19 protein-coding genes and 1 pseudogene are annotated in these 23,885 nt (G+C 67.5%); 9 read left to right on the top strand and 11 right to left on the bottom strand.

From position 1 onward, the window contains the following. Both HNP55_RS12935 and HNP55_RS24680 read left to right on the top strand, forming a co-directional pair. Window positions 1-4,491, top strand: a pseudogene (locus HNP55_RS12935) (hypothetical protein); the annotation flags it as partial. Between the two features lie 63 nt (window positions 4,492-4,554). Continuing rightward, window positions 4,555-5,028, top strand: a complete 474-nt coding sequence (locus tag HNP55_RS24680) for an acyltransferase (RefSeq protein ID WP_184299936.1) — start codon at window positions 4,555-4,557, stop codon at window positions 5,026-5,028. Window positions 5,029-5,031: 3 nt separating this feature from the next. On the opposite strand, the gene HNP55_RS12925 is transcribed toward HNP55_RS24680, so the two are convergent. The 6 genes from HNP55_RS12925 to HNP55_RS12900 all read right to left on the bottom strand — a co-directional run bounded on the left by HNP55_RS12925 (window position 5,032) and on the right by HNP55_RS12900 (window position 14,045). After that, window positions 5,032-6,135, bottom strand: a complete 1,104-nt coding sequence (locus HNP55_RS12925; RefSeq protein ID WP_184299934.1) for a DegT/DnrJ/EryC1/StrS family aminotransferase — start codon at window positions 6,133-6,135, stop codon at window positions 5,032-5,034. Then, window positions 6,128-7,093, bottom strand: a complete 966-nt coding sequence (locus tag HNP55_RS12920) for a WxcM-like domain-containing protein (protein WP_348648699.1) — start codon at window positions 7,091-7,093, stop codon at window positions 6,128-6,130. Before HNP55_RS12920 ends, HNP55_RS12925 begins: the two co-directional genes overlap by 8 nt. A 19-nt stretch (window positions 7,094-7,112) precedes the next feature. Then, complete coding sequence (locus HNP55_RS12915) at window positions 7,113-8,561, bottom strand: TolC family protein (RefSeq protein WP_184299930.1); 1,449 nt, start codon at window positions 8,559-8,561, stop codon at window positions 7,113-7,115. 74 nt (window positions 8,562-8,635) lie between these two features. Next, window positions 8,636-9,844, bottom strand: coding sequence for an HlyD family efflux transporter periplasmic adaptor subunit (locus HNP55_RS12910; protein ID WP_184299928.1), 1,209 nt, complete (start codon window positions 9,842-9,844; stop codon window positions 8,636-8,638). Continuing rightward, complete coding sequence (locus HNP55_RS12905; RefSeq protein ID WP_184299926.1) at window positions 9,841-12,186, bottom strand: type I secretion system permease/ATPase; 2,346 nt, start codon at window positions 12,184-12,186, stop codon at window positions 9,841-9,843. Before HNP55_RS12905 ends, HNP55_RS12910 begins: the two co-directional genes overlap by 4 nt. Window positions 12,187-12,212: 26 nt before the next feature. Then, entirely contained in the window at window positions 12,213-14,045 is a 1,833-nt protein-coding gene (locus HNP55_RS12900) for an acetylglucosamine transferase (RefSeq protein WP_246448392.1), read from the bottom strand. A gap of 308 nt (window positions 14,046-14,353) precedes the next feature. On the opposite strand from HNP55_RS12900, the gene HNP55_RS12895 reads away from it, so the two are divergent. From HNP55_RS12895 to HNP55_RS12875, 5 genes are all read left to right on the top strand, one after another. Beyond that, complete coding sequence (locus HNP55_RS12895; protein WP_184299922.1) at window positions 14,354-14,848, top strand: hypothetical protein; 495 nt, start codon at window positions 14,354-14,356, stop codon at window positions 14,846-14,848. Window positions 14,849-14,854: 6 nt separating this feature from the next. After that, window positions 14,855-15,199 carry a hypothetical protein gene (locus tag HNP55_RS12890; protein WP_184299920.1) on the top strand — a complete coding sequence of 115 codons (345 nt, stop codon included), beginning with the start codon at window positions 14,855-14,857 and terminating at the stop codon, window positions 15,197-15,199. A gap of 72 nt (window positions 15,200-15,271) precedes the next feature. After that, window positions 15,272-16,279, top strand: a complete 1,008-nt coding sequence (locus tag HNP55_RS12885) for a D-2-hydroxyacid dehydrogenase family protein (protein WP_184299918.1) — start codon at window positions 15,272-15,274, stop codon at window positions 16,277-16,279. Further along, window positions 16,276-16,851, top strand: a complete 576-nt coding sequence (locus HNP55_RS12880) for a chromate transporter (protein ID WP_184299916.1) — start codon at window positions 16,276-16,278, stop codon at window positions 16,849-16,851. Before HNP55_RS12885 ends, HNP55_RS12880 begins: the two co-directional genes overlap by 4 nt. Next, a complete protein-coding gene (locus tag HNP55_RS12875; RefSeq protein ID WP_184299914.1) occupies window positions 16,851-17,384 on the top strand; it encodes a chromate transporter in 534 nt (177 codons plus the stop codon). The genes HNP55_RS12880 and HNP55_RS12875 overlap by 1 nt, the downstream gene beginning before the upstream one ends. Window positions 17,385-17,393: 9 nt before the next feature. Here HNP55_RS12875 and HNP55_RS12870 read toward each other — a convergent pair whose 3' ends face one another. The 5 genes from HNP55_RS12870 to HNP55_RS12850 are packed head-to-tail and all read right to left on the bottom strand — an operon-like array spanning window position 17,394 to window position 20,198. Beyond that, window positions 17,394-17,792, bottom strand: coding sequence for a PIN domain-containing protein (locus tag HNP55_RS12870; protein WP_184299912.1), 399 nt, complete (start codon window positions 17,790-17,792; stop codon window positions 17,394-17,396). Beyond that, on the bottom strand, window positions 17,792-18,013 hold the full coding sequence (locus tag HNP55_RS12865) for an AbrB/MazE/SpoVT family DNA-binding domain-containing protein (RefSeq protein WP_184299910.1): 222 nt from the start codon (window positions 18,011-18,013) through the stop codon (window positions 17,792-17,794). Before HNP55_RS12865 ends, HNP55_RS12870 begins: the two co-directional genes overlap by 1 nt. 51 nt (window positions 18,014-18,064) lie before the next feature. Next, window positions 18,065-18,697: a uracil phosphoribosyltransferase gene (gene upp / locus HNP55_RS12860; RefSeq protein ID WP_184299908.1), complete on the bottom strand. Its 633-nt coding sequence runs from the start codon at window positions 18,695-18,697 to the stop codon at window positions 18,065-18,067. A 2-nt stretch (window positions 18,698-18,699) separates the two neighbouring features. After that, window positions 18,700-19,458, bottom strand: coding sequence for a 23S rRNA (guanosine(2251)-2'-O)-methyltransferase RlmB (gene rlmB, locus HNP55_RS12855; RefSeq protein ID WP_184299905.1), 759 nt, complete (start codon window positions 19,456-19,458; stop codon window positions 18,700-18,702). Next, entirely contained in the window at window positions 19,455-20,198 is a 744-nt protein-coding gene (locus tag HNP55_RS12850; protein WP_221439619.1) for a DUF1624 domain-containing protein, read from the bottom strand. Before HNP55_RS12850 ends, rlmB begins: the two co-directional genes overlap by 4 nt. Before the next feature lie 78 nt (window positions 20,199-20,276). Here HNP55_RS12850 and HNP55_RS12845 point away from each other — a divergent pair, with 78 nt between their 5' ends. Together HNP55_RS12845 and HNP55_RS12840 are read left to right on the top strand one after the other, a co-directional pair. Continuing rightward, window positions 20,277-21,392 carry a S1C family serine protease gene (locus tag HNP55_RS12845; protein ID WP_184299903.1) on the top strand — a complete coding sequence of 372 codons (1,116 nt, stop codon included), beginning with the start codon at window positions 20,277-20,279 and terminating at the stop codon, window positions 21,390-21,392. Between the two features lie 92 nt (window positions 21,393-21,484). Continuing rightward, the gene (locus tag HNP55_RS12840; RefSeq protein ID WP_184299901.1) at window positions 21,485-23,800 is read left to right on the top strand and encodes an ATP-binding protein; all 2,316 of its coding nucleotides are present in this window, start codon (window positions 21,485-21,487) and stop codon (window positions 23,798-23,800) included. The last annotated feature ends 85 nt before the right edge of the window (window positions 23,801-23,885 follow it).

The following is a 23,885-nucleotide window of genomic DNA, read 5'->3' as shown; positions in this document are numbered from 1 at the left end:
GGCACCGACCAGTTCAAGGCCCTCAGCACGGCCCAGGTCGCGGCCCTGACGACGGCCCAGCTCGCCACGCTGGAGAGCGACGACCTGCGCACCCTCGGCAGCAGTCAGTTGCGCACCCTCAGCAGCGCGCATCTGGCCGCCCTCTCGACCGACAATATCCAGGCGCTCAGAAGCGAGCAGGTGGGCGCCCTCACGACCGCCCAGATCAGCGGCCTGACGACCGACCAGATGGTGGCCCTGCAGAGCGACGATTTGCGCGCCCTGGGCTCGGCCCAGATCCAGGCCCTGACGACCAACCAGCTCGCTGCCCTCTCCACCGAACACATGGCTGCGCTGCGCACCGAGCAGGTGGCCGCCCTCTCCAGCAACCAGATCCGCAGCCTTGCCAGCGATGACCTCAACGCCCTGGGCACCGACCAGTTCAAGGCCCTGGGCACGGCCCAGATCGGCGCGCTGACGACCGCCCAGGTGGCCACGCTGGAAAGCGATGACTTGCGCACCCTCTCCAGCAACCAGCTGCGCAGCCTGGGCTCAGCCCAGTTCACCGCCCTCAGCACCGACAATATCCAGGCCTTGCGCAGCGAGCAGGTCGCCGCCCTGACGACGGCACAGCTCAAGGGCTTGAGCACCGACCAGATGGTGGCCCTGCAGACCGATGACTTGCGTGCCCTGGGCTCGGCGCAGATCCAGAGCCTCAGCACCGACCAGCTCGGCGCCATGGGCTCCGATCAATTCGCCGCCCTACGCACCGATCAGGTCGCGGCTCTCAGCAGCAACCAACTCCGCAGCCTGAGCAGCGACGACCTCAATGCCCTGACGACCGACCAGTTCAAGACCCTCTCCACCGCCCAGGTGGCCGCCCTCACGACGGCCCAGGTCGCCACGCTGGAGAGCGATGACTTGCGCACCCTGGCCAGCGGACAAATCCGCGCCCTGGGCAGCGAAGACCTCGCCGCCCTCAGCACCGACAACATCCAGGCCCTGAAGAGCGAGCAGTTCGGCGCCCTCACGACAGCGCAGATCAAGGCCTTGAGCACCGACCAGATGGTGGCCTTGCAGACCGACGATCTGCGCGCCCTGGGCACGGCCCAGATTGCGGCCCTCTCCAGCAACCAGTTGGGCGCCATGGGCTCCGACCAGTTCGCCGCGCTGACGACAGGCCAGGTCGGCGCCTTGACCACGGCCCAGGTCCGCAGCCTCAGCAGCGAGGACCTCAACGCCCTGGGCACCGACCAGTTCAAGGCCCTCACCACGGCCCAGGTTGCCGCGCTGACCACCGCCCAGGTCGCCACGCTGGAAAGCGACGACCTGCGCACCCTCAGCAGCGCCGCCCTGCGCACCCTGGGCTCCGAGCACATCGCCGCCCTGACGACCGACAACTTCCAGGCTCTGAAGAGCGAGCAGATGGGCGCCCTCACGACCGCCCAGATCAAGGGTCTGAGCACCGACCAGATGGTGGCCCTGCAGACCGAGGATCTGCGCGCCCTGGGCACGGCGCAAATCCAAGGCCTGTCCAGCAACCAGCTGGGCGCCATGGGCTCCGACCAGTTCGCCGCGCTGACGACGGCGCAAGTCGCCGCACTCACGACGGCCCAGGTCCGCAGCCTGGCCAGCGATGACCTTAATGCCCTGGGCACCGACCAGTTCAAGGCCTTGAACACCGCCCACATCGCCGCCCTCAGCAGCGCCCAGGTGGCCACGCTGGAAAGCGACGACCTACGCACCCTCTCCAGCAACCAGATCCGCGCGCTCGGCTCCGAGCAGATGGCCGCCCTCAGCACCGACAACATCCAGGCACTGAAGAGCGAGCAGGTCGCTGCCCTGGGAACCGCCCAGATCAAGGGTTTGACGACCGACCAGATGGTGGCCTTGCAGACCGAGGACCTGCGTGCCCTGGGCACGGCGCAAATCCAGGGTCTCTCCAGCAACCAGCTGGGTGCCATGGGCTCCGACCAGTTCGCCGCGCTGACGACCGCCCAGGTCGCCGCCCTGAGCACGACCCAACTGGGCAGCCTGAGCAGCGACGATCTCAATGCCCTGACGACGGACCAGTTCAAGATCCTCTCCACGGCCCAGATCGCCACCCTCACCACCGCCCAGGCCACCACACTGGAGAGCGACGACCTGCGCAGCCTCTCCAGCAACCAGATCCGCGCCCTGAGCACCCAGGACATGGCCGCACTCAGCACCGACAATATCCAGGCGCTGAAGAGCGAACAGGTCGGCGCCCTCACGACGGCGCAGATCAAGGCCTTGACGACCGACCAGATGGTGGCCTTGCAGACCGAGGACCTGCGCGCCCTGGGCACGGCCCAGATTGCGGCCCTCTCCAGCAACCAGCTGGGCGCCATGGGCTCAGACCAGTTCGCCGCCCTGACGACAAGCCAGGTCGCCGCCCTGACGACGGCCCAGCTGCGCAGCCTCTCCAGCGACGACCTCAACGCCCTGGGCACCGACCAGTTCAAGGCCCTCACCACGGCCCAGGTCACGGCTCTGACGACGTCCCAAGCGGCCACGCTGGAAAGCGATGACTTGCGCAGCCTCGCCAGCAGCCAGCTGCGCGCCCTCGGCTCCGAGCATATTGCCGCGCTCAGCACCGACAACATCCAGGCCTTGCGCAGCGAGCAACTGGCCGCCTTCGGCACGACCCAGCTCAAGGGCCTGGGCAGCGACCAGATGGCCGCCCTGCAGACCGATGATTTGCGCGCCCTGGGCTCGGCACAAATCGTCGCGCTCTCCAGCAGCCAGCTCGCCGCCATGGGCTCCGACCAGTTCGCCGCCCTGCGCACCGACCAGGTCACGGCCCTGAGCAGCAGCCAGCTGCGCAGCCTTGGCAGCGACGACCTCAATGCCCTGGGCAGCGACCAGTTCAAGTCCATGGGCACGGCCCAGATCGCCGCGCTGACCACGGCCCAGTTCGCCACGCTGGAAAGCGACGATTTGCGTGCCCTCACCAGCAACCAGCTGCGCGCCCTGGGCTCCGAGCAGGTGGCCGCCCTCAGCACCGACAATATCCAGGCCCTGAGAAGCGAGCAGCTGGGCGCCTTTGGCACGGCCGAGGTGAAGGGCTTGACGACGCAGCAGATGTCGGTGCTGGAAACCGATGATTTGCGCGCCCTGGGCACGACCGAGCTGCGCTCGCTCAGCACCGATCAATTGGCCGCCCTGGGCTCCGACCAGCTCGCCGCCCTGACGACGGGCCAGGTCAACGCCCTGACGACGAGCCAGATCCGCAGCCTCTCCAGCGAAGACCTCAACGCCCTGGGCACCGACCAGCTCAAGGCCCTCTCGACGGCGCAGATCGCCGCCATCAGCAGCAGCGATATCGCCACGCTGGAAAGCGACGATTTGCGCGCCCTCAGCAGCACCCAGCTGCGCGCCTTCGGCAGCGAGCAGATCAATGCCCTGTCTACCGACAGCATGCAAGCCCTGGGCACGGCGCAAGTGGCGGCCCTGAGCACGGCCCAGATCCACACGCTGAGCAGCAACCAGATCCATGCGCTGACGACCGACGCCATCCAGGCCCTGGATACCCAGCAATTCGCCACCCTCAGCTCCAACCAGCTGGCGGGCCTGAGCACCGACCACATCCAGGCCATCCAGACCCAGGACCTGGCGGCCCTCACCACCGCCTCCATCCACGGCCTGACGACCGACCATATCCAGGCCCTGCTGACCCAGCAGATCGCCGGGCTGGAGACCCAGGATCTGGCGGCCATGAGCATGGATCAGGCCCTGGCCTTCAGCACGGCGCAAACCGGTGCCATGAATGCGGGCCAGCTCAACGCCTTGATCGCCGCCTCGCCCATCATGCTGGACCTGGACGGCAACGGCATCCAGACCCTGGCCGCCAAGGACGGCGTCAACTTCGACCTCAACGGCACCGGTTCGACCCAGAAATGGGGTTGGGCCGGCGGCGGCGACGGCCTGCTGGTGATGGATCGCAACCACGACGGCATCATCAACAGCGGCAAGGAGTTGTTCGGCTCGGCCACCGTGCTGGGCAACGGTCACCGCGCGGCGGACGGCTTCCAGGCCATGGCCGCCGAGGACAGCAACCACGATGGCAAGCTCAGTGCGCAGGACGCGCACTTCAAGGACCTGCGCGTCTGGGTCGATGGCAACCACGACGGCAAGACCGATGCCGGCGAGCTCAAGACCCTGGACGAACTGGGCATTACCGAGCTGAACCTGCAGGCCAGCCGCGGCACGGCGCTGGACAACGGCAATCTGCTGGGCCTGGTGTCGGACTACAAGACCAGTGACGGCGCCACCCACAATATGACCGATGTCTGGTTCACCCAGGACCGCAGCGCCGCTGAGCCCCAGGTGTCCATCGCTGATGTGCTGGCCGCGCCCGCCGAGCATCTGCTGGGCCCGGTGGACAAGGCCGCAGCACCGCTCGCCGCAGAGACCAGCAGTAGCCACCACCTGCTGATCAAGCCCCGCAACCCGGACGATGAAGACAACCGTCTGAACCCGCTGATCTGACGCAGCTCACCGAGAGCGCGTGACCCTTGCGGTCACGCGCTCTCTCTCGTCTATGCTGACGCCATGACTGATCCCCATATCCATCCCAGCGCCGATGTGCAAAGCCAGAGCATCGGCGCCGATACCCGCATCTGGCAGTTCTGCGTCGTGCTGGCCGGCGCGCGCATCGGCCGCGATTGCAATATCAACGCGCAATGTTTCATCGAGAACGACGTGGTGCTGGGCGACCGGGTGACGGTCAAATGCGGCGTTCAGTTATGGGACGGCCTGCGGGTGGAAGACGATGTCTTCATCGGCCCCAACGTCAGCTTTGCCAATGACAAATACCCGCGCTCCAAGCAATACCCCGAGGCCTTCCAGAGCACCCATCTCGGGCGCGGCGCCTCGATAGGCGCGAACGCCACCATCCTGGGCGGCGTGAGCATAGGCGCGGGCGCCATGATAGGCGCGGGCAGCGTGGTGACCCGCGATGTACCGGCGGGCGAGCTGTGGCTGGGCAACCCGGCGCGTTCGCGCGGGCCGGTGCCTGGGCCCTGAACCCTAAACCGAAGCCTTGACGGCAGCGATGACGCGGGCCACCTGGGCCTCGCTCATACCCGGCCACAGGGGCAGGCTCAGTACCTCGCGATGCATGGCCTCGGCCACCGGGAAGTCCCCCGCCGCATGGCCCAGCTCCGCATAAGCGGGCTGCAGATGCGGGGGCACCGGGTAGTGGATCAGGGTGCCGACTCCCAAGGCAGCCAACCTGGCCTGCAAGGCATCGCGCCCGGGGTGGCGGATCACGAACAGATGCCAGGCCGGGTCGGCCCAGGTGGGCACCTGGGGCAACACCAGATCGGCGCCCGCAAGCCCATCCAGCAACTGAGCCGCGATAACGCGGCGCTGGGCGGTGGCGGCCTCCAGATGGGGCAGCTTGGCGCTCAGCACGGCGGCCTGGATCTCGTCCAGCCGCGAGTTGAAGCCCTTGACCTCGTTGTGATACTTGATGCGCGAGCCGTAATTGCGCAAGACCTTGACGCGCTCCAGCAAGGCCGCATCGCCGCCGCTGACCGCCCCGCCGTCGCCCATGGCACCCAGATTCTTGCCGGGATAGAAGCTCCAGGCCGACAGGTCCGCCAGACCCCCGACCGCCCTGCCCTTGTAACGCGCCCCATGGGCTTGGGCGCAATCGTCCAGCACGGCCAGGCCATGCTGGCGGGCCACGGCGTGGATGGCATCCATATCGGCCGGCTGGCCGTAGAGATGGACGGGTAGCACGACCTTGGTGCGCGGGGTGATGGCAGCCTGGATACGGGTGGCGTCGAGATTGAAGCTCAGCGCATCGGGCTCCACCGGCACCGGCGTGGCCCCGCATTGGCTGACGGCCAGCCAGGTGGCGATATAGGTGTTGGAGGGCACGATGACCTCGTCTCCCGGCCCCACGCCCAGGGCCAAAAGGCCTAAGTGCAGGGCATCCAGCCCATTGGCGACCCCGGCCGCATGGGCCGTGCCGCAATGGAGCGCCCAAGCGGCTTCAAACGCGGCCAACTCCTGGCCCAGCAGAAACCAGCCGCTGCCGGCCACCCGCAGCAAGGCCGCGTCGATGGCGCTCTGGGCGACCTGGTAGCCGGGTTGCAGATCGAGGAAAGGGATGGGCTCAAGCATGATCGCGGGCGCGCACGGCGCTCAAAAAGTCGTCGTAATTGCGGATGTAGTCCTCGGCCTCGTAGCAATGCGAGGCCAGCACCAGCAGCACGGCATCGGCCGAGAACTGGTACTGGATGCCCCAGACCCAAGGCGGGATGTGCAGGCCCACGCGGGCGCTGTCCAAGCGGATCTGGTCGCGCGCGCGGCCATCGTCCAGCACCACGCTGAGCGAGCCCTTGACGCAAACCAGGAACTGATGGCAGGCCTTGTGCGCATGCTCGCCTCTGACCTCCAGGCTGGGCACGTCATAAACCATGAAGAAGCGCTTGGGATCAAAAGGCAGGTGGGCGCCGATCTCGCCAAACGAGAGCGCGCCGCGCAAGTCCACGATCTTGGGCAAGGCATGCAGGCGGGCGCCGCGCGCATGCAGCGCGGGCAGGGACTCGGCCTGCGCGGCCGGGATGGCGGCGCTGCGGGAAGCATCCGCAGGTGCATCCACATAACCCGTGATGTAAGCCGGGTTGCCGGCCACGATGGCATTGGGCGGCACATCGCGGGTGACCACCGCGCCGTCGCTGACCCAGGCCGCCGCGCCGATGGTGAGACCGGGCCGGATGGTGGCCCCCGAGCCTATGCTGGCGCCCGCGCGGATGCGGGTCTGCAAGGTCTGGACGGGCGGCTGCTTGCTGCGCGGCAGGGGGTCGTTGGCGAAGGTGACGTTGGGGCCGATGAAGACATCGTCTTCCACCCGCAGCCCGTCCCATAACTGCACGCCGCATTTGACCGTGACCCGATCACCGATCAGCACATCGTTCTCGATGAAGACATGGTCGCAGATATTGGCCTCGCGGCCGATGCGCGCCCCCGGCAGCACATGGGCAAAGGCCCAGATGCGGCTGCCGGCGCCGATGTGCGGACTCTCCACCAGGGCATGTGAATGGATGAAAACCTCTTGCTCTGCTAACCCGCTGCTCACCATGACTGTCCTTGATTCATCACTGCAAAGGTGTCAATACGCCACGGCCCAGGGACCACAGCAAGGCCACCGACTGCTGGCCATCGACCAGGGCATTGACCTGGGCGACCCGCAGCGAATAGTAGTCGGCCTCGGCCCCCATCACGTCGAACAGCGAACGCCGGCCCAGCTGGGCCCATTGCTGCAGGGTCGAGGCACGCACACGCTCGCTATTGCGCAGGGTCTCGACGATGAGCCGGGCTCGCTCGAAGGAGGAGGTGGCCGCCTCATGCATGTCCAGCATGCGGTAGCGGCGCACTTCCAACTGCTCGTCGCGCTGCAAACGGGCCGCCTCGGAGCGCAGGCGGGCGGCAGAAATGCTGTGGTCCGAACCCGCGTTGTACAGCGGCATGTTCAGGCTCACCCCCGCCACCCACTCGCCGCTGCGCCGGGTATCACCGGCCTGGTGGATGGCGCTGGCCGTGCTGCCCAGCAGCAGGCTGACCTGGGGCTTGTAGGCCGCCGCCACCGAGGCGGCATAACTGCTTTGGGCCCGGGCCTGGGCGTCCAGCGCGACGATGTCGGGCGCCTGCTCGGCGTCCCGCTGCATCTCGCTCAATTCGGGCACCTGGGTCAGCAGTGCGCCATAGCTGGCACCGGGCGGCAAATCATCCCCCACCAGGCGGCGCAAGCGCCCTTCCACCTGGCGCAGCGTGCTGAGCGTCTGCAGCAGGGCCAGCTCGGCCTGCTGCTGGGTCTTTTGCGCCTGCACCAATTCGCTGGCACGGCCGCGGTCGGCCTTGACGATGGTGCCCAGGGCCTCGACCAGGCAGCGCATCTTGCCCACATACTGCACATAAACCTTGGCCTGCAACTGATAACGGCCTCGGTCCATGGACAGGGAGACGGTCTGCAACACCAGTTGCTGCTCGGTGCTGAGCAGCCCTAAGCGCGCGCCCTCGGCCAGTTGGGCGCGCCAGTTGGCCAGTTGGACGTTGCGGCCGGCGTCGAAGATGGGCGCGCTGACGCTCAGGTTGACGCTGGCCTTGGGGCCGCTTTGCAAGGGGTAGTCCTGAGTCTTGCTGCCCGCGTGGACCAGGCTGCCGCCCAGATTGAGCTGGGGCAGGCGGGCCGCCTTGGCCTCCTCCCAATCCGCACGCGCCGCCTGCGCCAGCAAATTCGCCGCGCCCAGGGCCTGGCTGCGCTGCAAGGCCTGCTGCGCCAGCTCCTGCAATTGCTGCCTGGGGTCGGCCGTGCCGGGCTCCAGGGCGCGCAGCTGGGCCAGGGCTGCGGGGGGCAGCTTGTCGCCCTCGCCGCAGCTGCCGGGCACGGGCAGGGTTTCGGCATCGACGGGCGCGGGCGCAACGGCCGCTGCGGGGGCTGCGGGGGCTGCGGGCAGCTTGCCGGGTGCCGCCCCGGCCAGGCCCTGGGCCAGAACCATCGCCATGCCCAGGGCACGCTGCGGCCAATGAGTGAGAGGGGATTTCATGCCCTCTACTTCATCACAGCGCGAGGCCTGGCAAGCGCCAAACAAAAGGCCACAAACCGGCCCAATTGCCCCGCTCAACGCTCCTGCAAAGCCTCCCGGCTCTTCAGCATGGGGCGCAGCAAAAAGCTCAGCACCGAGCGCTCGCCGGTCCGGATCTCCACCGAGGCCGACATGCCAGGAATGACTTGCAGCGCCTTGCCCTGGTAGCGCAAGGTGTTGCCCTCGGCGCGGATCAGGGCGCGGTAGTAGCGGCCCTCACCGCTCTTGGCATCCGCCTCGCCCAGGGCGTCGGGGCTGATGTATTCGACCTTGCCGCTCAGGCCGCCGAAGACGTTGTAGTCAAAGCCGCCCAGCTTGATGCGGGCAGTCTGGCCCACGTGCAGATAACCCACTTCAGAGGGCTTGATGCGCGTCTCCACCAGCACCGCATCGGTCAGCGGCACGATCTCCATGATGGGAGCGCCGGTGGTGATGACGCCGCCCAGGGTGTTGGCGCGGATGTTCTTGACCAGGCCGCGCACCGGCGAGCTGAGCACCGTGCGGGTCAGCGCGTCCTGGCGCACCACCATCTGCTCCTGCTGCTGGGCCAACTCGTTACGCAGCTTGACCAACTCCGAACTGGCCTCCTGGCGGAAGCGGGCGATGCGCTCGCTGCGCTGCAATTGCAGCTCGTTGACCTGGCGGGTCAGGCGCATCACCTCCACATCGGACAGCAAGCCCTTGGCCGCCATGGTCTGGGCCATCTTGAGTTCACGCCCCAGCAGGGCGGCGCTGCGACCGATGCTGGCCACGCCCTCGTCCAGCAGGCGCTGGCGGGCCTCGAAGGCCTCACGCTCGGTCGCCATCAAATCCTCATGCTCCCGCAGCTCGGGCGGCGTCTGCATGGGCTTGCCCAGGGACTCGGCCGTCAGCCGGGCGATGCCGGCCAGCAAGGCCAGGCGCTTGACCTGGCCCTCGTTCTGCTGCGCCTCCACCCGGGTCGGGTCCAGCCGCGCCAGCACCTGGCCCTGGCTGACCTGCTCGCCCTCGCGCACCAGCAGTTCGCGCAAGATGCCCACCTCGGCGCTGGCGATGACTTGCTCGCGCCCGTCCGGCACGATGCGGCCCTCGCTGCGGCTGACCTGATCGACCTGGGCCAGCCCGGCCCAGACCACCGCCACCACCAGGGCGGCCAGCAGCAGGTAGAGCACCCAGGTCACGCGCGGCAGGGGTTCGTCCACCTGGGCGGCCGCCAGGGCGCTCATGAACATGCCTTCGTCGCGCACGGTTTGGCCCGCGCTCATACCGAGGCCTGTCTTTGCACAGGCTGGGAGGATGGATGCATGTGCAGATTGGATTCGGAGTTAGCCGCTTGATTCGATGCAGGTGCCGGACGCACGCCCGACAAGGCGGCCAGCACCTGGTCGCGCGGGCCGTCCATCACCAGACGGCCGCTGTCCATCACGGCGATGCGCTGCACCAGCTCCAGCACGGCCGGCCGGTGCGTCACCATCACCAGCGTGCAATCACCGGCTGCGTCGCGCAATTGACGCAGAAACGCCACCTCGGACTGCGCGTCCATGGAGCTGGTGGGCTCGTCCATCAGCAGCACTTGCGGCTTGGTGACCAGGCTGCGCGCCAGCGCCACCAGCTGCCGCTGGCCGCCGGAGAGCAAGGCCCCCATCTCGCCCACCGGCAAATCCCAGCCCAGCGGGTGGTTGGCAATCACCCGGTCCAGGCCGGTCAGCCGGGCCACATCGACCAGGCGGGCCGCGTCCACATGGGCCCGCCCCATCAAGACGTTGTCTCGGAGCGTGCCGTGGAAGAGCCGCGGCTCTTGCGAGACAAAGCCCACGCGGGCGCGGAACTCGGCCGGGTCCACCTGGCGCAGGTCGATGCCGTCCACCTCCACCATGCCCTCGGTGGGCTGGTAGAGGCCGGCCAGCAGACGCAGCACCGTGGACTTGCCGCTGCCGATGCGGCCCAGCACGGCCACGCGCTCGCCCGCCCGCAGGCGCAGGTTCACGCCCCGCAAGACCTTGGGCGCGGCCGCCCCGCCTTGCGTGGGATAGGCAAAGCCCACATCCAGCAAGGCCATGCCGCCGCTGACGTTCTTGAGCGGCACATAGTTGCGATCCGCCGTGCGTTCGGTGGGCTTGGCCATCAGCTCGTTGAGCGAGAGCAGCGCCGCGCGCGCACCCTGGTAGCGCGAGGCCAGGCTGACGACGCTGCCCAGCGGCGCAATGGCCCGGCCGGCAAACATCACCGCGCCGATCAGCGAACCGGCCGTGACCTGGCCGGCCTCGATCAGATACACCCCCCAGACCAGCATCACCAGCGTGATGGCCTGCTGCAGGGTGGAAGAAATATTGCTGCTCCAGCTGTGCAGGCTGCGGGTGCGCATGCCGGACTCGGCCGCCATCGCGCTGCTGGCCTCGTAGCGGCGCAGGAAGCGGCCTTCGGCGCCCGAGGTCTTCAAGTCCTCCAGCCCCTCCACCGCCTCCACCAGCGTGCCCTGCAGATCGGCCATCTCGCCCATATTGGCGCGCACGGCCCGGCGCATCTGGCCCTGCATGGCCCAGCTCAGGCCCAGGATCAGCGGAATGGCCAATACCAGCACCCAGCCCAGCGGCCCGCCGACGATGAAGGCCATGGCCACGAAGAGCACGATGAAGGGCAGATCCGAGGCCACCGACATGCTGGCCGAGGCAAAGAAGTCGCGCACCACCTCGACCTGGGCCAGGGTGTGGGCGTAGGAGCCGGCCGAAGCGGGCTTGTGCTCCATGCGCACGCCCAGGGTCTGGCGGAACAGCTTGGCGCCGATGATGAGGTCGGCCTTGCGGCCGGCGATGTCGATCAGGTGGGCGCGCAATTGCCGGGCAAACAGGTCGAACAGCAAGGCCAGGGTGGCGCCGATGGCCAGGGTCCACAGCGTCACAAAGCTCTGGTTGGGAATGACCTTGTCGTAGATCACCATGGTGACCAGACCCGACACCATCATCAAGACATTGCTCAGCAGGGCCGCCACCATGGCCGCGCGGTAATAGGGAATGAAGCGCTTGAGCGTGCCCCACAGCCAGTGGCTGCCCTCCGCCCGCAGCAGGGGTTCGGCGCGGCTCTCGCTGCTGCCGGCCTGGGCCGCCTCGGGCAGGGTGGCCAGCAACACAAAGCCGCTGAACTCCGCCTCCAGCTCGGCAGTCGTGGCCAGGCAGACATTCGCATCCGCCCCCGGGAACACCACCTCGTAACTGTGCAGCCCAGCGCCCTCGCCGGCCTTGCGGCGCACCAGCACGCAGGCGTCGCCGCCCTTGAGCAGCAGCACAACGGGGAATAACAGGGGGTTGATCTCGTCGATGGGTTTGCGCAGCAGGCCGGCGTTGTAGCCGGCCTCGCGCATCACCCGCAAGGCCTGGTCGGGCGACAAAACCCCTTCCACCGGCATGCCGGCGCACAGCGACTCGGTCGAGCGCGCCCGCCCATGGTGGCGGGTCAGCCAGGCCAGGGCCTGCAGCAAGGGGTCGCCCAGAGCGGGCTCGTCCGCCGCCGGCGCGGCCTGGTCCACCGGCTCGGGCGCAGTGGCCAGGCGCAGGGTGGGGCCGGCGCTGGGCGCCTCGTCACCAAAAAATGAATCCCGTCGTGATTGCACGCCAGCCCCGTGTCAAAAATCAACCATCAAACCGCATCCCTGGCCCGCTGTGCCATGGCCAGGCGCTCGAACTCGCTCTCCATGGCCTTGACGATGGCCGGCATGTCAAACAGGGCGGACCCACGCCCCTGCTCGGCCAGATAGCGTTTGTAAGAGGCAGCCCGGGCCGGGTTGCGGCCGATCTGCACGGCCAGGCGCTCGTACTCGGCCAGGCTGTGGGTAATCAGGTCCGGCAGGCCCACGGCGCTCAGCAAGCTGCCGGCCATGCGCGAGATATAGCTGCGCCCGGCCCGGGTCAGGATGGGCGTGCCCATCCACAAGCAGTCGCTGGCCGTGGTGCCGGCGTTGTAGGGGAAGGTGTCGAGGAAGAGATCGGCCAGCGCAAAACGGGCCAGGTAGTCGGGCGGCAAGGCGCGCGGCGCAAACACCAAACGCCCGGCCTCCACACCATGTGCGGCCGCCACGCGCAGCATATTGGCCTGCGCCCACTCGTTGTCCGCCAGCAGCCACAGCACGCTGCCGGGCACCTGCACCAGCACCCGCATCCAGCTGGCAAACATCTCTTCGCTGAACTTGTGGTTGTTGTTGAAGGAGCAGAAGACAAAGCCTTCTTCCGGCAGGCCGCAAGCCTGCCGCGTCGGCATGGCGCCGGCCACGCGCTGGCGGTCGCTGACCTGGTAGCAATGCGGCAGGTAGATGGGTTTTTCGCTGCAATAGGGCAGATATTCGGGCGGCATCACAAAGCGGTCCGCCAGCATCCAGTCCACCCCCGGCACGGCTGAGGTGGCCGGCAAGCCCAGATAGCTGACCTGGATGGGCGCGGCGCGGTAGGTCAGGATATTGGGGCGGGCGCCGCTGGTCAGGCCTTGCAGATCGACCAGGATGTCGATGCCGGCCTCGGCGATCAGGCGGGCCGCCGTGTGGTCGTCCACGCCCTTGAGGCGCACATGGTGGTCCATGGCCTGCAGGATGCGCGCCCGCAAGGGGCTACCATCCTCGCGGCTCCAGCAAAAAGCGTAGGTCTCGAAGCGGGCCTTGTCATGCAGCTCGAATAACTCGGCAGTCAAGAGGCCGACGGCATGCATGCACAGATCACCCGAGAGATAACCGATCTTGATGCGGCCCTGGCGGGCCTGGCGTGCGGGGGCTTCAGCATGCAGGGGTGCGCCCTTGTGGGCCTGGGCCTGCACCTTCTCGTTGACGAAGCGCTGGGCCACCAGCAATTGCACGGCCGGGTCGTCGGTGGCGCTGAGCGTGGCCAGCAAGGAAGTGTTGACCAGCAACTGGTTTTGCGTCACCTCGCCCACCGTTTGATAGATGGGCCAGTCGCATTGCTTCTGACGGATGTGGATGTAGTGCTGGATCACATCGCCCTGGGCCGGGTTCAGCGCCAGGCTGCGCTGCATCAAGGCCTGCGACTCGGCATAGCGCTTGGCCGTCTCCAGCATGCGGGCGGCGTTGTTGAGGCCGTGCAGGCGCAGCTCCAGGCCGCTCTGGCCCAGGGACGGCGGCTGGGCCGCGTCGGCCACGGCCAGCCATTCGGCCAGGGCCTCGTCTATGCGGCCCTGGTGTTCCAGCTGATGGCCCAGATTGAGCTTGGCCTGGGCAAAGCCCGGCGTCAGGCTCAGCGCCAGGCGGTAGGCATGCTCGGCCTCCTTGTGCTTGTTCAGCCCGCCCAGCAAGGCGCCCCAGTTGTAACAGGCCACATGCAGATAGGCCGATTTGCTATGCATCAGCCAGGTCTGGTACAGCAGGGCGGCGGCCTCGGCCAGGCCAGCGCGCTCCAGCAGGCTGGCATGTTGGATCAGGGCTTCAAAAGCCATTTCGCCGCTGCCGGCCAGGCGCAGCAAACTCGCCATCTGTGAGTCTGCGGCGTGGGGCATCTGAGCGTTCAAAGTTGGAAAGTCCATGGCAAGACGATCCCGGCAAAGGGATGGCAGAAGGCTTGCTGGATGTTAGAAGCCACCCTCCTTGCTTATCGGCTGATTAGCCGCGGGATTAACCAGCATTTCTCGACACCAGGGCGACCCATCCAAGACTGCGAAAAATGCTAGCAATCTGCCGCTCAATTTCGCACTTCAGTTGCCAGATCGCCTGCCGAGAATCCCTTCATGCCCTCTGGAGGGGGACGGGGCCGCAAGGCGGCCGACAACAAGTAGAGCAACAAATGCTGAATGCAATTCTGACTCGTTGGGCCAGGACTCGCGGAGCTCTGACTGGCCACTCGCCGCGCGGCGCGGCATCGACCTTGCCGCCCTCTTTGCAAAGCCGCAGCTCCAGCTACCCGCCGCCCCGCGGCGCGGCGGCCGACACGCTGTGGCAAAGCCTGCTGCGCTGGATGCCCGGTGATGCCGACCCCTGGGCCGGCAAGCCCGTCCCGGCGCGCAATCCGGGCCTGCAGAACAATCTGGCGGCGGCACGGGCCCAGTTCCAGGCCAGCATGCAAGGCCTCAGCGGCGACAGCATCGACGAGTTGCGGCGCAGTGTGCAGCGCAGCCGCAGCCTGCGCGATCTCTGGCATCTGCGCACCTGGCTTTACACCGAGGTGGCCCGCGCCTTCTCGCAGCAGGAGGCCGAGCGCCGCTTGCAGCAGCTCAACCTCCTCTTCATCTGCGCCCCTGCGGCCCTGGCCAAGCCCGGCCGCGCCAGCAGCGGCCACTGAACCACCATGCTGCTGACCCTGCGCGAGATTCCCACATTCCCGCCCCCCTGGGGCTATGCCAGTGCCAGGCGGCCGGAGGAAAGGCGTGGCCGCAACCTGGCCAGACAGGGTTTTGTGACCCTCAAGCTGGTGTTCCTGCGCGCCGCCGCCGACATCCCGGGCGAAACCGGCCAGGAGTTGCAGCGCCGCATCCGCCAGTCCAGCGAGCCCATCGAGCTGTGGCTGCTGCGGGCCCAAGTGTTGGCCGCCCTGCCCGAGGAGCCGGGCCGCGGCCACGCGGCCGCCATTCGCCACGCCCTGGCCAGCGTCTACCCGGTGGGCAAGCCACTGGCGGCAAACACCCCGGGCTGAAGCGATAGCGCGCCGCTTTTTGCGTCCCCGGCCGAGCCGCCCTGCAGATCAGGGCAAAATGCTCGGCACACCATGAATATCACCATCCTCGACGACTATCAGGATGCGGTCCGCAAGCTCCGTTGCGCCGCCAAGCTTGAGCATCTCAATGCCAAGGTATTCACCAACACCGTCAAGGGCATAGGCCAGTTGTCGGTGCGCCTGCGGGACGCCGAGGTGCTGGTGCTGATACGCGAACGCACGGCCTTCCCCCGCCAGCTGCTGGAAAAACTGCCCAAGCTCAAGCTGATCGCCCAGACCGGCCGGGTCGGCAGCCATATCGACGTCGAGGCCTGCACCCGCTTAGGCATTGCCGTGGCCGAGGGCATAGGCTCGCCGGCCGCGCCGGCCGAGCTGACCTGGGCCCTGATCATGGCCGCCATGCGCCGCCTGCCCCAGTACATCGGCAATCTCAAGCATGGGGCCTGGCAGCAGTCGGGCCTCAAATCGGCCTCCATGCCGTCCAATTTCGGCCTCGGCATGGTGCTCAGGGGCAAGACCCTGGGCCTGTGGGGTTATGGCCGCATCGGCCAGTTGGTGGCGGGCTATGGCAAGGCCTTTGGCATGCAGGTGCTGGTCTGGGGCAGCGAGGCCTCGCGCCTGCGCGCCACGGCCGATGGCTATACCGCAGCCAGCAGCCGCGAGGAATTCTTTGCCAGCAGCGATGTGCTGAGCCTGCATCTGCGCCTGTGCGAAGCCACCACCGCCCTGGTGACGCCCGAGGACCTGGCCCGCATGAAGCCCACCGCCCTCTTCGTCAACACCTCACGGGCCGAACTGATCAGCGAGGGCGCCCTGGTCTCGGCCCTGAACCGGGGCCGCCCCGGCATGGCCGCCATCGACGTCTTCGAGACCGAGCCCGTGCTGCAAGGCCACCCCTTGCTGCGCATGGAAAACGCCGTCTGCACCCCGCATCTGGGCTATGTGGAGCAAGACAGTTATGAGCTCTACCTCAACGCGGCCTTTGACAATGTGCTGAGCTATATCCGAGGTGAGCCCAGCCATATCGTCAACCCCGAGGCCTTGAAGGTCTTGCGTTGACGGCCGCCACCCCAACACCGTCCCCGCCCCGCCCCGCCTCGCTGTGGGCGCTGTACTGGGCCTTCAACCGCCTGGCCTTGCAAGGCTTTGGCGGCGTGCTGGCCGTGGCCCAGCGTGAGTTGGTGGAGCGCCTGCGCTGGCTGACGCCGGAGGAATTCGTCGAGGCCCTGGCCGTGGCCCAGGTGCTGCCCGGGCCCAATGTGGTCAATCTCTCGCTGATGATTGGCGACCGCTTCTTTGGCGTGCGGGGCGCCTTCACCGCCCTGGCCGGCATGTTGCTGCTGCCCTCCCTCATCGTGCTGAGCATGGCGGCCGCCTATGGCCAGATGGCCGGCCACCCGGTGGTGGGCCAGGCCCTGCGCGGCATGGGCGTGGTGTCGGCCGGCCTGATCCTGGCCACCGGCTTCAAGCTCATCCCGACGCTGCAAACCAACCCCATGGGCCGGGCCATGGCCTGGCTGCTGGCTGTTCTGACGCTGCTGGCCATCGCCTGGCTGCGCCTGCCCCTGCCCTGGGTGCTGGCGCTGCTGGGGCCGCTAGGCATGTGGGCGGCCTGGCGGAGGCTGCGCTGATGGTCGAGCTATGGCCGCTGTTTCTGCATTTTCTGACGCTGTCCCTGCTGTCCATCGGCGGGGCCATCACCACGGCGCCGGAGATGCACCGCTATCTGGTCGGCGAGCGGCATTGGCTCAGCGACACCCAGTTCACCAGCTCCATCGCCCTGGCCCAGGCCGCGCCGGGGCCCAACATCCTGTTCGTGGCCGTGCTGGGCTGGAATATCGCCGGCTGGGCCGGCGCCTGCGCGGCCATGGCCGGCATCATGCTGCCCTCCACCACCCTGGTGCTGGCCGCCACCCGCTGGGCCCAGCGCAATCAGGCCAGCCTGGGCGTGCGCGCCTTCAAGGCCGGCGTGGCGCCCATCACCCTGGGGCTGCTGATCGCCACCGGCTGGCTGCTGGCCGAGCCCTATCTGCGCGAACCCGCGCAACGCTGGGCCATCTTGGCCTTGATGAGCGCCACGGTGGCCCTCACGCTCAAGACCCGTTTGAGCCTGGTCTGGATGGTGCTGGCGGGCGGCGCGCTGGGGGCGCTGGGCTGGGTTTAGAACTTATCCTCAGCCCAGCAGACGGGCACCTTCCATCTTGGCAGCGCCCTTGTCGAAGGTCCATAGAGGCAGCTCGCCGGCCTGTGCAGCGAGGGCGATATGCAGGCAGTCCGCAAAATCCGCTGAACCGTCTCGAAACAGTTGCAGCGCGACTTCGAGAGCACGCTCTGACTCAATGCCGAGTTCAGCGGCAGAGAACAGGCTGGACAGGGTCAGCGAAACCTCCTCCCGCCCGAACTTGAAGCATGCACGCAGCACCCATTCGAGTTCCAGCACCACGGTCACGGGCACAAACAAGGCCCGGCCTTCGCTCACGCTTTGCCGGATCAGCCGCTTCGCTGCCGCAAACTGCGCCGCATCGTCCTGGACGAGGTAGCGCACCAGGACATTGGTATCCAGCGCCGGCATCAGCGCCAGGGGTTCATGTCTTCGACGGCAACGCGCTTGCCCTTGGGAGCCTTGAGCATGCCGGCCATATCGAGGATGGACTTGGTCTTGGCCCGGACGACGATGGTGCCGTCAGGCATCACCGACCAGACCAGGCGCGTCCCCGGCTTGGCATCCACCAGCGCCCGGATTTCAGCCGGCACCGTGGTCTGCCCCTTGGCGGTGAGGGTCGATTCGCTCATGGCAGAACTCCTTACTTTCACGTAAATTGTAATGCCTCCAAGCCCGGAGAACTAACCCTCCTTGGTGCCAAAAATCTTGTCCCCCGCATCCCCCAGCCCCGGGATGATGTAGCCATGCTCGTCGAGGTGGCTGTCGATGGTGGCCGTCCAGCAGCGCACATCGGGGTGGGCATCGTTCAAGGCCTTGACGCCTTCGGGCGCGGCCACCAACACCAGGGCGCGGATGTCTTTGCAGCCACGGCGCTTGAGCAGATCAATCGTCGCCACCATCGATCCGCCGGTGGCCAGCATGGGGTCGACGATCAGGGCCGTGCGCTCGTCGAGCTGGCCGACAAAGCGCTCGAAATAATGCACCGGCTGCAGGGTTTCATGGTCGCGGGCCAGGCCGACCACGCTGATCTTGGCGTTAGGCACCATGTCCAGCACGCCGTCCAGCATGCCCAGACCGGCACGCAGAATCGGCACCACCGTGACCTTGCGGCCGGCGATCTGGTCCACCTCGGTGGGGCCACTCCAGCAGTCAATCGTGGTCTTCTCCAGCGGGAAATCGGCCGTCGCCTCATAGGCCAGCAAACGCGCCACCTCACCGGTCAGCTCGCGGAACTTCTTGGTCGAGATATCGGCCTCGCGCATCAGGCCGATCTTGTGTTTGACCAGCGGGTGCTGGACTTCGATGACGGGCATGTTCAGGCTCCTTGTTTGGCGACAGCGGCGGCACGCTGGCGCGCCACCTCGAACAGACAGACACCTGCCGCCACCGAGACGTTCAGGCTTTCCACCGCGCCGGCCATGGGGATGCGCACCAGCTCATCGCAGGTCTTGGCGGTCAGCTGGCGCAGGCCGTCACCCTCGGCGCCCAGCACCAGGGCCACGGGGCGGTTCAGGTCCAGGTCGTAAATGGATTTCTCGGCCTGGTCGGAGGTGCCCACCACCCAGACGTCGAACTCCTTCAGCTCGTTCAGCGTGCGCGCCAGATTGGTCACCATCACATAGGGCACGGTCTCGGCCGCGCCGCTGGCCACCTTGGCCACCGTGGCGTTCAGGCCCACGGCATGGTCTTTGGGGGCGAACACGGCTTGCGCGCCGGCGCCATCGGCCACCCGCAGGCAGGCGCCGAGATTGTGCGGATCGGTGACGCCGTCCAGCACCAGCAGCATGGGCATGCCCTGGATGTTCTCCATCACGTCGTCGAAGTTATGCGGCAGGGCCACGGCCTGCACACGCGCCACCACACCCTGGTGGCGGGTGGAGCCGGCGATCTTGGCCAGGCGATCGTCGTCGCTTTCCACCAGCTTGGTGCCGGAGGATTTGACGCGTTCGATGAACTGCTTCATGCGCTGGTCGCGCCGGCTGGCGTCGACATGGATCTCGCTGATCGAGGCCGGGTGCGTCTTCAGGCGCACGGTCACGGCATGGAAGCCGAAAAGGATTTTGTTGGAACTCATGCGCGCATCGTAGCGGCTAGCGTGAGAAGTCCGATCAAAACCGGTTGGTGGAGCATGTAAAAACTCAGCGACCATCGGCCCAAAACAGCCAGCGGATGCAAGAACCGGGGCAAACCACCGGCCAGAACGCCAGGCCGGCTGGCCAGCAGCCAGCGCGCCAGCGCAAAGCCCCAAAGCATCACACCCAGCCAGGGCAGCAGGGGCACATAGTCCTCGGTGACGGGCTTGCGGGTCACCAGGCCTAACCAGTTGGTCCAGCGGGAGTCGAACCAGGGATGGGCCAACAAGCAGGGCAAAAGCAAGGCCACGGCGCCGAGCACCAGCACCCATCGATTGGACAGCCGCGGCCCGGCCAGGCGCAGGACCAGCAGCATCACCGCCATGCCGTGCAGGACCCCGAAGCTGATGAAGCTGCGCGGATACATCAGCCAGGAGCCCAGCGACACGGCCAGGGCACAACCCGCCACCTGGGCCCAGCGGCGCCAGAAGCGCGGCCAGCTCAGGCCTTGCTGCAGGGCCAGGGCCTGGCCCATGCCGGCGCAGAGCAGGAACAGGCTGACGATGACGGTGCGCTGGCCGGTCCAGACCGGGTCGCGGTAGAAGTCCTGCCGTATCCAGCCGAAATGATTCAAATCGAAGGCGAAATGGAAACCGGCCATCCAGACCACGGCCGCGCCACGCAAGGCGTCCAGCCGCGCCTGCCGGGCTGCTTGAGGAATGGGCAAAATCGGGGAACTCAATGGCTTGGCCTTGCTTGCACAGGAATGAACTGGCGGCAGTCTAAGCCCAACTTTTTTCCTTGACCGCAGTCTCACGCCATGCCGAACACCAAACTCAAGACCTTGCTGCCCCTGGCCCTGTCCGCCAGCCTCCTGCTGGCCCTGGCCGGCAGCGGGTTCTGGCCCACGGCGGTGCAAAGCAAGCCCCAGGCCGAGCCGCGAGCGGTGCAGCCGCGCGGACCGCTGGAGCCGGCCGAGCAAACCCATATCAAGGTGTTCAAAAAGGTCTCGCCCTCGGTGGTGCACATCACCACGCTGGCGCGCAGCCGCGACTTTTTCTCGATGAATATCACCGAGCAGCCGGCGGGCACGGGCTCGGGCTTTATCTGGGACGAGGGCGGCCATGTGGTGACCAATTTCCACGTCATCCAGGGCGCCAATGCGGCCACGGTGACGCTATCCGACCAGAGCAGCTACCCGGCCAAGCTGGTGGGCGTCTTCCCCGACCGCGATCTGGCCGTGCTGCGCATCGACGCACCCAAGGCCAAGCTCACGGCCATCGCCATCGGCAGCAGCGCCGATCTGCAGGTGGGCCAGGCGGTCTACGCCATCGGCAACCCCTTTGGCCTGGACCAGACGCTGACCACCGGCATCGTCAGCGCGCTGAACCGCGAGATCGAGTCGGTGACCCGGCGCAGCATACGCGGCGCCATCCAGACCGATGCGGCCATCAACCCCGGCAACTCCGGCGGCCCGCTGCTGGACTCGGCCGGCCGCCTGATCGGTGTCAACACCTCCATCTACAGCCCCAGCGGCGCCAGCGCGGGCATCGGTTTCGCGATTCCGGTGGACGAGGTCAACCGCGTGGTGCCGCGCCTGATCCGCGACGGCCGCATCATCCGCCCCAGCCTGGGCGTGACGGCGGCAGCGGCCAATGTCAACCAGGCCCTCAAGCTGCCGCCCGGCGTGGCCCTGGTACGCATCAGCCCCGGCAGCCCGGCGGCCCAGGCCGGCTTGCAGGTGTTCGGCCGTGGCCGCGACGGGCGCCTGATCCAGGGCGATGTGATCACCGCCATCAACGGCGAGCCGGTGGCCGACCTGGACGATATGCTGAACCGGCTGGAGCAGCGCCAGGTGGGCGAGCGCATCACGCTGACGCTGTGGAACGCCGGCCAGACCCGCAAGCAGGCCCTCACGCTGGGTAGTTCTGACTGATTTTTGCCTTCAGCCTGCGGGCCGGGCCGCTGCGGCCAAGCCCCCTGTGTTACCGTGAAGTCTGTGAGTCCAGGGAAGTCGGCAAGACCTTGATGAGTAGCAGCGAACAAACGCCCGCTGGCACCCCCACCCGCCATATCCGGCTGCTGCGCGTGGCGGCCTACTGGCCCGCGCTGCTGACCGCCTTGCTGAGTAGCAGCCTGGTGCTGGGCCTGGCCAGGTCGCATGACCAGGAACGCCAGGCCAACGAGCGGGCCCGTGTGCAGGGCGAGCTGATGAACCTGCGGGAGCGGGTGGAAGCCCTGGGCCGTGCCACCTTCACCCCGACCGCCAATCTGGTCGCCATGATCGAGCTGGACGGCCACATCAGCGAGGCGCGCTTCAACGCCCTGGCGGCCCAGGCCCTGCCCTTGCTGCCGCATGTGCGCTCCATCGGCGCGGCACCGGACGATGTGCTGCGCTTCATCTACCCCCTGGACGGCAATCAGGCTCTGCTGAATCTGGACCTGCGCCAGCTGCCCGAGCAATACCGCCAGATCGAAAAAGCCCGCCGCCTGGGCCAGCCGCAGATGTCGGGCCCGCTGGCCCTGCGCCAGGGCGGCACCGGCCTGATTCAACGCAGCCCGGTCTTCGTCTCGCAGGGCGAGCAAGCCGCCCGCTACTGGGGCTCGGTCTCGGTCGTGGCCGATCTGCAGGCCTTTATGGACGCAGCCGGCCTGAACCAGCAGGCCGATCTGCATCTGACGCTCTACGAGCTGCAAACCCCGCCGGTGGATGCCGCCCCCGAGCAATTGCTGCCCGGGCCGCTGATCTGGGCCCAGGATGGGCAGAGCCCTCCGCCGGCGCTGGCGGCCGGCAGCATCAATCTGGCGCTGGATCTGCCCGGCGCCCGTTGGTTGCTGAGTGCCCGGCCGATTCAAGCCCCGCGCGCCCTGCCCAGCTGGGTCAGCCTGGAGATGGGCGTGGGCATGCTGGCCAGCCTAGCCATCAGCGCCCTGGTGGCCTTGCTGGTCTACCGCCGGCGCCAGCTGCAGCAGCGCAATCTGGCCCTGTCCAGTCAGCTCAGGGACGGCCAGCGCACCCAGGCCGAGCTGGAGGAGACCCAGCTGCGCTTTCGCAGCCTCACCGCCATGGCCACCGACTGGGTCTGGGAGCAGGACGAAGAGCTGCGCTTCACCTTCATCTCGCGCATTGCCGAGGAAGCCACCCAAGTGCCCTCGCCCAATATCCTGAACCACAAGCGCTGGGAATCCCCCTCGCTCCTGCCCGGCACCGATTGGGCCCGCCATATCGCGATGCTGGAGCGGCACGAAAGCTTCCGTGACTTTGAGTACGCCCAGCTCACGCCCGAGGGCAGCGTGCGGCATATCAGCATCTCGGGCGCACCCGTGTTTGACAAGGAGGGGCGCTTTTGCGGCTACCGTGGCATTGGCCGCAATATCACCGCCGCCAAACTGGCCGAGCAGGCGCTGCGGGACTCGCAGACCGCGCTGGGTACGCTCAATGCCGAGCTGGAACAGCGCGTGGCCCGCCGCACCCATGAACTCAGCGACGCCCTGCAACACCTGCGCAGCGCGCAGGACGATTTGCTGCGCTCCGAGAAGATGGCGGCCCTGGGCTCCCTGGTGGCCGGCGTGGCCCACGAGCTCAACACCCCGCTGGGCAATTGCCTGACCACCGCCTCCACCCTGGACGAGCGCATGCGGGAGCTGCGCCGCAGCTTTGACGGCGGCCAGATGCGGCGCAGCGAGCTGACACGTTTTCTGGACGACGGCCGCAGCGCCTGCAGCATCCTGCTCAGCAGCATGGGCACGGCCAATGAGCTGGTGGCGCATTTCAAGCAAGTCTCGGTGGACCAGACCAGCGCCCAGCGGCGCGTCTTCAAGCTCGGCGATGTGGTGGCCGATGTGCTCAGCGTGCTGCGCCCCAGCCTGCGCAAGAGCCGGGTGCGCACGCTGGAAGACATCCAGCTGCCCCGCCCCATCGACGGCTACCCCGGCCCGCTGGGCCAGCTCATCACCAATCTGCTGATGAATGCCTTGCTGCACGCCTTTCCCGAACCGGCCGGCGATACCGCGGCCGAGGCCTTGATCCGCCTGCGCGCCTGGCCGGTGGACGAGCACTACTTCGAACTGAGCGTCAGCGATAACGGCCAGGGCATGCGGGCCGAGGTGAGGCGCCGCGCCTTCGACCCCTTCTTCACCACCAAGATGGGCCGCGGCGGCACGGGCCTGGGGCTCAATATCGTCTACAACATCAGCACCGGCATCCTGGGCGGCCAGGTGGAACTGAAGAGCGAACCCGGCCAGGGCGCGGAGTTCATCTTCCGCCTGCCCTATGTGGCGCCCACGGCCTTGCCGGCGCAAGCCCATGCGCCGGCGCCCCCTTTGCCGCCGCCCCTGCCCTGAATGCAAAAGAGGTAGCGGCACACCCTGGTATTTCGGGCCGAGCGCCGGGCCGCTCCCAAGCCGGCCCGAATTGGCGATGTACTTG

The organism is Roseateles oligotrophus, from assembly GCF_014204525.1.
In the GTDB taxonomy this organism is placed as follows: Bacteria; Pseudomonadota; Gammaproteobacteria; order Burkholderiales; family Burkholderiaceae_C; genus Paucibacter_A; species Paucibacter_A oligotrophus_A.
This window is presented reverse-complemented; position numbering and strand designations above follow the sequence as displayed.

Coding starts and splice junctions, on each gene's coding strand:
- HNP55_RS24680 (WP_184299936.1), top strand. CDS start 4,555: ATGACTGATCCCCATATCCATCCCAGCGCCGATGTGCAAAGCCAGAGC.
- HNP55_RS12925 (WP_184299934.1), bottom strand. CDS start 6,135: ATGCTTGAGCCCATCCCTTTCCTCGATCTGCAACCCGGCTACCAGGTC.
- HNP55_RS12915 (WP_184299930.1), bottom strand. CDS start 8,561: ATGAAATCCCCTCTCACTCATTGGCCGCAGCGTGCCCTGGGCATGGCG.
- HNP55_RS12910 (WP_184299928.1), bottom strand. CDS start 9,844: ATGAGCGCGGGCCAAACCGTGCGCGACGAAGGCATGTTCATGAGCGCC.
- HNP55_RS12900 (WP_246448392.1), bottom strand. CDS start 14,045: ATGGCGAGTTTGCTGCGCCTGGCCGGCAGCGGCGAAATGGCTTTTGAA.
- HNP55_RS12895 (WP_184299922.1), top strand. CDS start 14,354: ATGCTGAATGCAATTCTGACTCGTTGGGCCAGGACTCGCGGAGCTCTG.
- HNP55_RS12890 (WP_184299920.1), top strand. CDS start 14,855: ATGCTGCTGACCCTGCGCGAGATTCCCACATTCCCGCCCCCCTGGGGC.
- HNP55_RS12885 (WP_184299918.1), top strand. CDS start 15,272: ATGAATATCACCATCCTCGACGACTATCAGGATGCGGTCCGCAAGCTC.
- HNP55_RS12875 (WP_184299914.1), top strand. CDS start 16,851: ATGGTCGAGCTATGGCCGCTGTTTCTGCATTTTCTGACGCTGTCCCTG.
- HNP55_RS12870 (WP_184299912.1), bottom strand. CDS start 17,792: ATGCCGGCGCTGGATACCAATGTCCTGGTGCGCTACCTCGTCCAGGAC.
- HNP55_RS12865 (WP_184299910.1), bottom strand. CDS start 18,013: ATGAGCGAATCGACCCTCACCGCCAAGGGGCAGACCACGGTGCCGGCT.
- upp (WP_184299908.1), bottom strand. CDS start 18,697: ATGCCCGTCATCGAAGTCCAGCACCCGCTGGTCAAACACAAGATCGGC.
- rlmB (WP_184299905.1), bottom strand. CDS start 19,458: ATGAGTTCCAACAAAATCCTTTTCGGCTTCCATGCCGTGACCGTGCGC.
- HNP55_RS12845 (WP_184299903.1), top strand. CDS start 20,277: ATGCCGAACACCAAACTCAAGACCTTGCTGCCCCTGGCCCTGTCCGCC.
- HNP55_RS12840 (WP_184299901.1), top strand. CDS start 21,485: ATGAGTAGCAGCGAACAAACGCCCGCTGGCACCCCCACCCGCCATATC.